General features: G+C 34.0%; 9 protein-coding genes and 1 pseudogene. All 10 read right to left on the bottom strand.

The features are described from left to right. Positions 1–96: 96 nt before the first annotated feature. Positions 97–456: a hypothetical protein gene (locus tag AC3WQX_RS08945; protein WP_002436374.1), complete on the bottom strand. Its 360-nt coding sequence runs from the start codon at positions 454–456 to the stop codon at positions 97–99. A 103-nt stretch (positions 457–559) separates the two neighbouring features. Then, positions 560–1,897 (bottom strand): accessory Sec system glycosylation chaperone GtfB, encoded by a 1,338-nt coding sequence (gene gtfB / locus AC3WQX_RS08950; protein ID WP_037550693.1) that lies wholly within the window; start codon positions 1,895–1,897, stop codon positions 560–562. After that, positions 1,890–3,398 (bottom strand): accessory Sec system glycosyltransferase GtfA, encoded by a 1,509-nt coding sequence (gtfA, locus tag AC3WQX_RS08955; protein WP_030062699.1) that lies wholly within the window; start codon positions 3,396–3,398, stop codon positions 1,890–1,892. The genes gtfB and gtfA overlap by 8 nt, the downstream gene beginning before the upstream one ends. A gap of 18 nt (positions 3,399–3,416) precedes the next feature. Then, complete coding sequence (secA2, locus tag AC3WQX_RS08960) at positions 3,417–5,807, bottom strand: accessory Sec system translocase SecA2 (protein WP_095323985.1); 2,391 nt, start codon at positions 5,805–5,807, stop codon at positions 3,417–3,419. Continuing rightward, positions 5,800–6,372 carry an accessory Sec system protein Asp3 gene (gene asp3 / locus AC3WQX_RS08965; protein WP_030062701.1) on the bottom strand — a complete coding sequence of 191 codons (573 nt, stop codon included), beginning with the start codon at positions 6,370–6,372 and terminating at the stop codon, positions 5,800–5,802. Before asp3 ends, secA2 begins: the two co-directional genes overlap by 8 nt. Next, positions 6,359–7,918 carry an accessory Sec system protein Asp2 gene (gene asp2, locus AC3WQX_RS08970; RefSeq protein WP_049326525.1) on the bottom strand — a complete coding sequence of 520 codons (1,560 nt, stop codon included), beginning with the start codon at positions 7,916–7,918 and terminating at the stop codon, positions 6,359–6,361. Before asp2 ends, asp3 begins: the two co-directional genes overlap by 14 nt. Further along, on the bottom strand, positions 7,902–9,470 hold the full coding sequence (gene asp1, locus AC3WQX_RS08975) for an accessory Sec system protein Asp1 (protein WP_030062703.1): 1,569 nt from the start codon (positions 9,468–9,470) through the stop codon (positions 7,902–7,904). Before asp1 ends, asp2 begins: the two co-directional genes overlap by 17 nt. Before the next feature lie 10 nt (positions 9,471–9,480). Beyond that, positions 9,481–10,680 (bottom strand): accessory Sec system protein translocase subunit SecY2, encoded by a 1,200-nt coding sequence (secY2, locus tag AC3WQX_RS08980; protein ID WP_023350957.1) that lies wholly within the window; start codon positions 10,678–10,680, stop codon positions 9,481–9,483. A gap of 146 nt (positions 10,681–10,826) precedes the next feature. Beyond that, the gene (locus AC3WQX_RS08985) at positions 10,827–11,759 is read right to left on the bottom strand and encodes an LPXTG cell wall anchor domain-containing protein (protein WP_218085109.1); all 933 of its coding nucleotides are present in this window, start codon (positions 11,757–11,759) and stop codon (positions 10,827–10,829) included. Continuing rightward, positions 11,760–12,395, bottom strand: a pseudogene (locus tag AC3WQX_RS08990) (hypothetical protein); the annotation flags it as partial.

Genomic DNA, 12,395 nt, shown 5'->3' on the forward strand with positions numbered 1-12,395 from the left:
TTTAAAAAATGGGCTTTTCGATTGATCATCGACAAGCTCTTTTAAATTACATAAAAAAAGAGTTGGAACTAAACGCTCCAACTCTTCTTACATACATTAAATAATGAGTAATTTAATACCTCTAATTATATTTGTAAAGAATAGGACAATTGCCCATATAAAGAAAATTGCTGCAACGATAAATGCAATTGTTATTCCTATTCCAGAATGCGCGCTATCAAATAACGCTGGAATAATCATAAGGCTTAACAATCCAATAGCTACAAATACCCAAGTGAAAATATGATTAAATAAAGCATTTCTAGAATGAGTAGAACCTGGGGGTTTCGCTATAATCCATACAACGAGTGGGAATAACACAGGTGCAAAAAACACACTAAGATAACTTAAAGCGCCTAATACATTATTAGCTTTTTCATTATGTCTTTCATCATATCTTTCATCAAAATTGTTCATTTTTTTCACCTCAGTTATATCTAAACATATCATTGCACACAATTTAAGATATAATGCTTAAAATTACAACTCTGTAAGTTTAACAACGTAATACTTAGCATTTTTAATTCAATGCTTGATTGAGTGCCGTCTTAAATGTTGAAACCGAGATTTCATTCGCGTGAGACGACTGTTGATCAAGTTTATCTTTAAATATATCTTTATTAGAACCTACCTCAGTAAGTACTCGGCTCAATTCTGCAACATTTTCAGCTGAAAATAAGTGTGATGGTGAAGTTATAGTTAAATGGTGTGCAGTCTCTTTATACCCAAGTATGAGTAAATTATAATCAAATGCTGTTCTAACAGCATTCAATATTTCCCCACCTTCATTAATATCTAGATAAATATCGCATCGTTGATAAAGTTCCTCTACCATATCTCTTTTAATTGTCGGATAAAGTTTCGCATTCGGATAATGTTCTAGGCTTGTAAGTACAGTAGACATTTCTGTCACTGCACCAATGTGAAAGTTAAAATCATCATGACGTTGTATTAATGCCTCTAAATGCGGAATTTGATCGGAATTAGTTAGAATTAAAATATTTTTTGATAATTGATTTTCTTTCTTTTTACTATATAAGTACCCAGAGGGATATACGAATTGATTTTCAGTTGAATTCAGTTGATTAGTAATCATTTGATACTCTTCTCTTTCAGGAATAATTACTGAAAACTGGCTGAAATTATTTGGCTCAAACATTAATTTCATATTTCCCGGGACATGCCCTTGAGACTGTTCTTGCCAAAATAACACGACTTGTTGTGCAATAGATTGATGATAAAGCGTAATAAACGGTGTTGAAAGGGAATTAATAACGACTTGTTTATAATCAATATTTAGTTCATTTAAATAAAATGCTATAAATTCTTTCGTCGTTTCAAAGAAATAAGACTTCCCTCTGTAATCCAAAACTATATTTTGAGTCACATAGTTTTCGTATATAACTTCTTTACCATTTCTATCCATATATTTTTTTAATATGGGTGTACCGGACAAATCATAGACCTTTTCAGCGTATTTGAATCCTTCTTTTGTGTAGTAATCGACCGAACGAAGTCGTTGGTGTTTATCTAACCATTCTACATAACTTACGACTCTCGTTTTATAATATTCTTTATAGAATATTTTACCTCGCAACTCGCCCATGTCTATGACTTGAGCCATCGTACCGTTTCCTTTTATTTCCCAAAAGGGCGGTGTAGTTACATCATTAAAAAATGCTGGTTTGTCATCATCATAGATTTGATAATTTGCAAAGTATTGATAAGGTGAAGTCACTTCATCTGGTAAGAAACCATCATCATTTAATACAATTGTAAAAGGATGATAGCCAGCTATTTTAAGTGATTCATGTAACTCACGGGTATTACTATCATAATTCTCGAATAAATTAATCATGTAGCACCTCTTTAATTAATTGTTCCCATTTTTCAACTATATGAGTTGTCTTAAACTCCTCAGCAATTTCGTATGATACATCGTGCGGGTGTGAGGGGCCATTTTCAAAATATTGGATGATCTTAGTCGCCATATGATCTGTGACGTCGTTGATGGATTCTCTATCCAAGTTAATAGGAATAAGGTAACCATTACGAGCATCTTTAATAAATGTCGGACTACCATAATTGACATCAAATCCTATCATGCCTAGCCCTGAACCTACTGCTTCCATCAGTGTCAAACCGAAGCCTTCGCTTTGAGAAGCAGCAACAAATAGTTGATAATGACGATAGACATCTTGAAGGTTCACGTGCCCTTTTAACCGAATATAGTCTTGGGCATGATGTTCTTGGATTATCTTCTCGATTCTTTCTTGTTCAGGACCATGGCCGTAAATATCAAATGTTAATTCAGGTAGCGCTTTTCTCGCTTTAATTACCGCTAGAGCTATCCAATCCACATGTTTTTCACTAGCTAAGCGCGAAGCAGTGATTATAGAGAAAGGCATTCTAGGTTCTTGCGGATAACTTAATTGATGTAGACTCCCCACTGGTATCGTTCTGATTCTAGGAGAATCATGCGTATAATTTTTAAACTGTTCGTTTAATATTTTATTTTGTAAATCTGTTGCTGTAATAAAGAAATCAATGTATTTTGCATTCTCAAATTGATATTCATAATAATTATTCCATAAAATATGTGTATCATCAGTTGAGTTCATACTATAATGCTCGGCATGGACAACTACACCCACTTTGCTGTCGCCCTTATTTTGTAAAATAGCCTGACCTACATCTGTAGCGCGATCAATAATGACAATATCGTCGCTTTCTAAGTGAAGTTTGCGAATAAAATACGCGATAAATTCTTCTTTACTATATAAACGTGCATCATCAAATACATATACATGTGCATCATCATCTATGTATTCTTTATAAACAATTGATCCGTCCTCATTATAGAATTGACGCATATATAGTTTAGCTCTCTTATCATACGGCGCATAATACTCAGAAAATGTACGCACATAACTATAAAAATCTTTACGAATTAACATGCCATTCACTACAAATTCTGCACGATCGACATAGTTTTCTTCAGGATTTTTTAAATAGCATGTAACGAAAGTCTCATTATTGTCTAAATACAGTCTCAATACTTTCCCATTTCGCTCATAACTTGAGACCTCGTTACCAAGTTCAGATATTAAATCATTAACTGTATATGTAGTGGGAGCGATATTAATATCTGTGAAGTATTGATATAACCAGATAATTTCATCATCTTTGAACCCAATATTACTCGTTAGAGTTTGAATATTTTCAGATTGAATAAAATCTAAAAACACAAACTTGATTGGATAGTTGAGTTGACGAAGCAGTTGAGCTCGATAAGCTTGCGCATATTCAACCCCACTACTTGCCCACCCAATACCAAAATTTATATTATAAATCGTCATGCCTTTACACCTCTTTATTTATGGAAAATGGATGACCATATCATCAGATTTATCGAATGTTAGAATACTTAAGCATAAATTTCGAATGATTTTTCTTTTGATGTCCTTCGCCATTAATTCATACGTTTCTAAAGCAACTTTGTGATATTCATAAATGATGTTTCGTTGACCATTTTGTCGATTATTGACACTTGCTTTAAGTTGTTGCAAGTTATCCACTTGTTCTATCCACTCACTATCAATTGCTTTTATAAAGGACTTTTGTAAAAAACGGCGTTTTAAGTATGGGTCAGATACTTCTTTCAGATTATGATTAAGTTGTTGCTTAAACTGTTTTATTAAAAACTGTATAACCTCTTCACGATTTTTAATGTCTATATTTGAAACAGTTTCATTAAAAACAAAACTTAAATTTTTATAAATGTAATTAATCAGTGCTTCTTCGTTGATTAACTTTTTGTATTTAATATCATTCGCAAAGACGTCTCGCGCTAATTGTTCAAAGTTAAAGTCCTCAAAGTGTTCTCTCTCAAGAATTTGATCTCTTAAGTCATAAATTTTTTCTCGCTGAATACTAATACTTTTTTCAAATTCATTAGCCATTTCTCTATTAACCATGGCAGTTTCTTCAGAAACCCGTTGCGCTTTATTAACGATTGACTTCACTCGTCTTTGGAATAGTGTACTATTTTCTAATTTTGAAGATTCCAACGATAGTAGTTTTTCATTTCCCACTAAATTAGAATTACTCCAACGTTTTACTAAATAATCATCTAATGATACGAAAATTTGAGAATACCCTGGGTCTCCTTGACGTCCTGAACGCCCTCTCAATTGACGGTCTACTCGGCTATTTTCCATGTGCTCATTAATTATGACTGCTAATCCACCAATTTCGAAGACATCTTTAGCTAATTTAATATCAGTACCTCGTCCAGCCATACTTGTCGCCACTGTTACCGCTGATAATTGCCCAGCTTCTGCTATCATTTGTGCTTCTTTCGCAACATTTTGTGCGATAAGCAAGTTGTTAGGTATGTCTTTTTTGAATAATTGCTGTGAGAAATATTCTGCAGCTTCAGCTGTTCTAGTAATAAGAAGTACTGGTTGCTGTGTGCGATGAATATCAACGACACTTTTTAAAATCGCTTCATTCTTAATATTTCCATTCGCAAAGACTCTATCTGGACGATCGTCACGTTTAATTGGACTATTAGTTGGGATTTCTACCACTATTTTGGAATATAAATCGAAGAATTCTTTTTCCCCTAGTTTACCGGTCCCTGTCATTCCGGAAAATTGATTAAATTGTTTAAACAAGTTTTGGAATGTAATCGTCGCCATCACACTCATATCCCTAGAAATCTCAACATCTTCAATCGCTTCAATCGCTTGATGTAAACCTGACTGCAGTTTAGTACCCTGCAACATGCGCCCTGTTATCCTATCAATTAACACGATTTCACCATCAAAGATAAAATAATCCAAATTATACTTAAATAAATACTTTGCACGAAGCGATAAGTTGATAATTCTGACTAAATCAAAATGTTGATTCTCGTACATATTATTTACTTTAAAGTAATGATTCGCCGCTTCTATCCCTTCTTCAGTTAACCAAACTTCCTTTTTATTAAATTTCACTTGAAAATGAACATCCTCTTCAAGTGTTTCTACAAATGATTTAACAATATGAAATAAATTAGATTGTACACGTGGTGCACCTGAAATAACGAGTGGTGTTTGAGCTGCATCTAAAATAATTGAGTCGACCTCATCAATAATTGCAAAATTTAAGTCTGGTAGAAATTTAGCTTGTATATCGTCAGCCAAATTATCAATTAAATAGTCGAAGCCAAGACGACCGTTCGTCGTATAGACGATATCATGATGATATAGATGATACTTCTCATTTTCTTCATATTCATAGTTTGGTATATCGACGAAGCCAAGAGATGCGCTAAGGCCAAGCCATTCATATAATGGTTTCATCTCTTGATAATCACGTTTCGCAAGATATTCATTAGTAGTAATAAGGTAGGCACCTTTTCCTGCGAGCCCGTTTAAATACAGTGGCATCGTAGCCGTTAAAGTTTTACCTTCACCCGTTTGCATCTCAGCAATATTACCTTGGTGCATGACAATTGCTCCAAGTACTTGAACATCCTTTGGATACATTCCAAGCACACGTTTCGACGCTTCACGTACAGTGGCATACGCTTCAGGCAATAACTTGTCCAAGGTAGTTTTACTAGATTGTAACCGTTCTTTAAATTGTAGCGTTTTCGCTTTTAATTGTTCATCTGTATAGTTCGCATATTCCTTGCTTAATGAATTAATTTGCTTTAAAGATTTACTCACTCGACGCAATCTCATGTTGTTAATGATTGTGTTAATACCGCTATTCACGGTTTTCACCTCCAGCATCGGAAAGTGCATCCAAGTCATACGTTCTTGCATTTTTTATCACACGATTCATAATTTCAAACTTCTCTTTAGTGTTAATGCCTTTTGCAGTACTTGGGTTACGGTATGTCCCATCTCCTAGTTCCACAATCGTTATATTTTGAAAGTGAAGATGATCCATTCCAGCATTAACTAACTCCAACTGATAAGAATGCGCTTCTAACGGATAAACGATTTCTTCTTCCTTATTTTTAATAATTTTGTATTCAAATTGTTCTTTGTTTTTACGATAAAACTTAATTTTGAAATAGGCTGCTCCTTCAGGCTCAACTTGAAAATTAAATTTAAATAAGTAACGATGTCCTTTTTTTAATATCGGAAGTTTAGGACTCACACGATCTTCTGTAAAGTTCGTCAGCATATACCAATTGTGAATCACTGTACCTGAAGGCATGAGTGGATTTTCAAAATAAATATCATCATTATTAAAATGTAACTTAGTGCCATACATAAATGTAGTTAAATTGACTAATCGCCATTTCACTTCAAATTGTTTAGCTTCTTGCATGTGATTCTCTCCCAAATTGTTGTGCCATGATTAAATGATAAAAATTGATAAACCAGTTAGTAATTGTCGAAGAATCATCATTATGTCTCCCTGGTACACTTCTACTCATTACACGCGCATATTGTTTTGTAAGTACTGGTAATAATTCATGAAAGGCATTGATATCATAATCATCGTGCTCCATATATGCAATCGCAAATGTTGTCTGGGTGAGTTGACTGTTGTGTATTTGATTCCAAAATTTTTGATCAAGTTGGTTGATTTCATTTTCAGAAATACCGCCTTCATTAGATCTTAAAACATCTAAAGATGTACCAAAGTCGTTAGGACGGACTAGCTTCATATTATTAGCAATCGTTCCGACATTAATCAATGGTTTACCTACTATCACTGCTGCCGGCTGAAGTCGTGTCGCATAATATAAAGCACCAAAAGATCCCATTGATAATCCTGAAAGTATCAATTGGTCATGGGTAAAACCTAAATAATCTAACGCACCCAGGATGACATCTTTAATGCCATTCTCATAATCTTCAGATCCTAAATAAAAGGCCCCACCCTCAATTCGAGGATCACTAATTAAAATGAAAGGTGCATTCAAACGGTTCATCATAAAGAAACCTTCGAAGCCTTCAGCAGTTCTATAGCCACTAAAATACACATTCAATGGTGGTTTAAAATCACCTGGATTGAAGTAATGAAAGAACTCATTACGGTTTTTATCGCTAAACCGTTGTCCTCCTAGAATAAATTGACCTAATTCCAACCTAGACCAACGCTTGTGAATTGAACCTACAAACAACGTACCTTCTCCTTGCGCTTTGAGAGAAATACTCACATTAGCTTTATACGGTCTCACAGGCAACTCTATCGGTTGGTCTAATTCATTCTGTTCAAAGATGAATGTTTCAACTGGTTGCTCAGTAGAGTAGACCGGTATCATACGTAGCGTATACTGTATCTTAACTTCACCTTCAATTTTAAATTCTGGCCATATTTGATTGACTTTATTTTCATCAGCAATAATGTTTCGACTCCATGTGACAAGAGGTGTAAGTTGGTCGCCAAAGTTTCCCGAAATCTCTAACGATTCATTACCGTTAAATTGGTATTTTCCAATAAACGCTGTATTTACACGACAATGTATAGGTGTTACTTTATCACCATATTGCCCAGGAAATGTTATCGCCTGTAATTTCTGATGCAAATCTTCCTCATTATCATACTTGAGAGGTTTGATAAAATTTTGCTGAACGACCTTTTCTTCTTGAAAATGCACATCCCAATATGCCTCGTCTATCACCGTGTTATAGGGCGTGCTAACGATTTTGAATAAATTGATAAGTGACTCAGAGTACGGCGCTTGTGTAAACACAAAATCAAATGCCCCGTTTTGTTCTATAAGAGCTTCTACTGCTTGGAGATAACCACTTTCAAAATCAAATACAGCCGTATCTATATAATCCCATTCGACTTCTCTTTTATTTTCAAAAAGGTTTTCTAAATCATTCCCTCCAATTTGGAGTACTTTAAATGTACGTGGCATATTTATCATCACCTTCAAACAATTGATTAATTTGATGAATGATATTTATAGAACTAAATTCATCTACTAATCTCATGGAATATGCATACGAATAATTCCACTTTTTTAAATGTACTAAAAAATAATCTAAAGCTGAGACGATTTGAGAAATATCTTTTATGATTAAACCATTCTGTTCATGTTTAACATAATCAGTCCCTCTATAATTAACTTGTGGCACACCTGCGCCTATACAACAAATTTGTAGAAAAAGGTCGGGTTCATTTGATAAATCGACAACTAACCTTAAATTGGAGATAGCTCTAACAAAGTCTTCTGAAAAAGGTACATACTCCAATTCTATGACCGTTTCTTTTTTTATTTGTGATGCCAATATATCCTCAATTTCATCAGAATGTTCTTGTTTTTCTTGGTGGTACGTATCATTGAGTCGAGCAATTTCTTCCATTAACCAATCGTTTGGATCATTCTTGTATTTGGTAAGTAATTTTAACTTGAAATGATCTTTTTGTTGTATATATTGAAATAATGAAGTTAAAATCACTCGCAATTCATGTTTAGGTAATTGATCTATCCATAATCCTACATACGTATCATAGAGTTGACTACTTTTATTAGATATCGTTTGCGCATCAAAGGGCGTTACTCTTAATAAATGTAGATGCGTTTGAGACTCCTTAGCATAACGTTGAATCTCTCTCTGATTGTCTTGCGTATCGACCAGACAATAGCGTGCTTGAGAGATTGAATCAAATAGTTCAGGCGTCACTTTCTTATTTCGCTCTGTAAATACTGAAAAACATAAAGAAGACTCATCTATCGTATGAGCCATCACTGAATTGTGTCTTTCATCTGATGCAACGATGATTAAGTCATCTTTTTTAATCTCTCTTTCGGCATACTCTTTAAACTTTTCTTCAATTAAATCTGCCATAGTTGCATAAGTTGTTTGTTTAAAATTTGATTGGAATTGCTCCTTAATTGTCACTGTTTTATTTCTCAAATCTTCTTTAAATATTTCTTCTCCTTTGATTGAGAAGTAATGTTTCATTTTACTTTGACCCGTCTCAGTATATGTTCTAACCGCTGAAATAAAACCTCTATCATCAATGACATAGCGTCGTTGGATTATATTGTGTTGAAAGTCTTCTATCCACATTAAATATCCTTCTTGACTAAAGTGTATCTTTGAAAAAGTATGTTCCCCTGTGACCGCCTGAATTTGATAAGGAGTAAATATAAATTCTGTATTTTCAGGCCACGCTAAATCTCGATAATCAATTGCCTGTGGGGTTTGATGACTAACACCTTGAATATCATCAAACACTGACCAATAGTTAGTTTCAAACAAATCATATCTGTGAAGGAAAGTTCTGAGATAAGGACTGAAACTAAGTATCATCAACTGATAATCCACATTATTTTTACTATGCATTGTCATTAAACTGATCATATCATCAAAGTCTGTGTATTGACGCTTTTGATAGAAAGGTACTGATGTACTTTCCCACCATTTATCATGACTATACCATGCAGGAATAAATCGCTTCATAATTTCCTCCTTACCAATATTTATCTAATATTTGCTTGTAACCATCAAAATATAAATACGCACGCAGTGTTTCTGCGATATTAATACCTATATAAACAAAGACAATCAATTGAATCGAAAAGTAAATTTCTTCAAATAAATGTGGCACAAGTAATGAACAATATAATGGAATAGCTAACACAATAGCTACAATGATTGAACCAGACCAACATACACGGCGTGCTTTTTGTGATAAAAATCGTGTCGTATGCTTACCTGGATATATCCCCTCAAAATAATTTCCGTTTTTAAGAAATTCTTTCGATTTACGTCGCGTATTAATTAAAAATCGTGATAAGACATACCCTAATACGATTTGCATCAATAAATAGATTGTAATACCTATAGGGTTTGAAAAACTGAAAATAGTCGTCTCAAAATCCTTATCTACGGCAAGTCTACCTATGAGATTAACTATATTATTCTCAAGTATGAAGATAGATAAACTCATCATTATCGTTATACTTCCTGCCGGATTTAACTTCCACGACAAATAAGTTGGTGTATCCTTTGAAGAAATATTCATAATATCATTGTATTCTAAGCGATACTCTGACCGTTCTATAAAGAGTAAGATGAAGAGTATCAAAGCCAATGAACAGATGATAATGACCAATAGTATTGGATTTAAATTTAATTTAGCAAAATGACTATTGAACATTGATTTAACAAGGCTCATTAATACAATTGGCATAGGTCCAGCAATACCGTATGTGGTATTTTGGTCAGCTAACCATACTAAAAATAACGTTCCTGTAATTAAGACAAGTAACAATATAAAAATATTTGTATCAGTTATCGCCTTTTTATTAATAAATGAATGTATGATATAGAATCCCTGAATCGTACTTAAAAGAAGTGTTAATAATCTTTCTTTAAAATGACGTTCCACGCGCGTTTGCGTTTTCACTTTATCTTCATTTTTATAATTCATTAGGGTAATGATAATCATTGAGCTTAACCACGGTCCAAGTCCTAGTGAAAAAATATTCAATGTATTTAAGTCTCCACCGACATTGGAAATTGCTAGCTTAAAGAATGAATCCTTATGTTGTTTAATTGCTTCATTACCGACAATAGAAATATTACTGCCAAGTATGTAAATAATTAAAATGAAACATGTAAATAATATTCTTTTATATAGAATTTTATATTCAAATTCTTTCAACATATTTTCACCCTAATCAAATGGTTTATTTCATTTTCAAATGATATCAAAAAGGCTAAGGAGATAAATAAATTAGTTTTACTTGTAATAGTAATCATTTTATTTATATTACCCTAGCCTTTTTAATATTAAGTAACTAATCGCTATGATTAATCTTCATTATTTTTTCTATCTTTATTTTTGTCTTTTTTAGATCTTCTAATTAATCCTAAACCAGCTAGCATTGTTAATACTAATGAAACTAATCCGCCTCTATTTGTTTCATCTTCACCAGTATTAGGTAATGCTTTGTCATTTTGTTGATCTGAATGTTTTCTACCATGTTGAGTCACTTGATTATGATTGTGTTCATTTTCAGAAGTGAAATTAGATTCTTTATTCGACTGATTAGAATTAATTAATTCTGAAGAATCCATACTACCACTAAGATGTTGTTCACCTGGATTTTGGTGACTAGGTTTGAATCCACTAGGATCCACAAGCGAACCTTGATGGTTTGAAGAATCCGAGTTGCTTGTAGATGTCGATGTGCTTATTGATTCAGACGTACTTGTGCTCATTGAAGTACTATCTGAGTCGGATGTGCTCGTAGATGTACTTAAACTATTAGAAGTGCTATCGCTGGTTGACGTTGATCTACTCATTGATGCGCTATCTGATGTTGAGTCACTTTCTGATGTCGATGTACTGTCTGTTGAGCTTCCTCTTTCAGAGTTGCTCATACTTGTTGAATCGCTAATTGATGTTGACATGCTATCTGAACTTGATGTGCTACCTGACGTAGAGACACTTTCTGAACTTGATGTGCTACTAGAGTTAGAATCACTGACTGATTGAGAATTTGATGTTGAATCACTGTTTGAAAGCGATACGCTCGTCGATGTCGAATCACTTAAGGAATCTGATGTTGATGTACTTAGTGATTCTGAACTACTCATTGATGTTGAAGCACTGATTGATTCTGAAGCCAAGTATGATGGTAAATCAAATTCTGGCAACGATGTGCTAGTCGGTTCAACCATCGAGGATGAGAATTGACTCTTAGATGATATTGACTCACTTTCTGATTCAGATGTACTCATACTTGTTGAATCGCTAATTGAAGTGCTTGTGCTTATAGATGTACTTCCTGAGGTAGAATCACTTAATGAGCCTGATGTACTGTCACTTAGCGAATTACTATTACTTAATGATGACGATATCGAGTCACTTAGTGATGTGCTAGTACTGTTTGAGTTACTTAGACTTGTGGATGCGCTGTCGCTTGTTGATGTTGATGTGCTTTCTGAGTCTGAAGTGCTTGTTGATGCGCTTGCACTTGATGAGTCGCTTTGTGAACTACTTAAACTATCTGATGTTGATGTACTTAGTGATTCTGAAGTACTTGCGCTAACTGAAGTACTACCTGAGTTACTTAGACTTGTTGATGTACTGTCGCTTATTGATGCGCTTGCACTTGATGAGTCGCTTTGTGACGTACTTAAACTATCTGATGTTGATGTACTTAGTGATTCCGACGTACTTGCGCTAATTGAGTTACTATCTGAAATACTTATTGAGCCACTTAATGACTCGCTTGCACTGTTTGAAGTACTCATCGAAGCACTTGTACTATCTGAGTTACTTAGACTTGTGGATGTGCTGTCGCTTATTGATGCGCTTGCACTTGATGAGTCGCTTTGTGACGTACTTAAACTATCTGATGTTGATGTACTTAG

The organism is Staphylococcus sp. FW104-15G4D, from assembly GCF_058790135.1.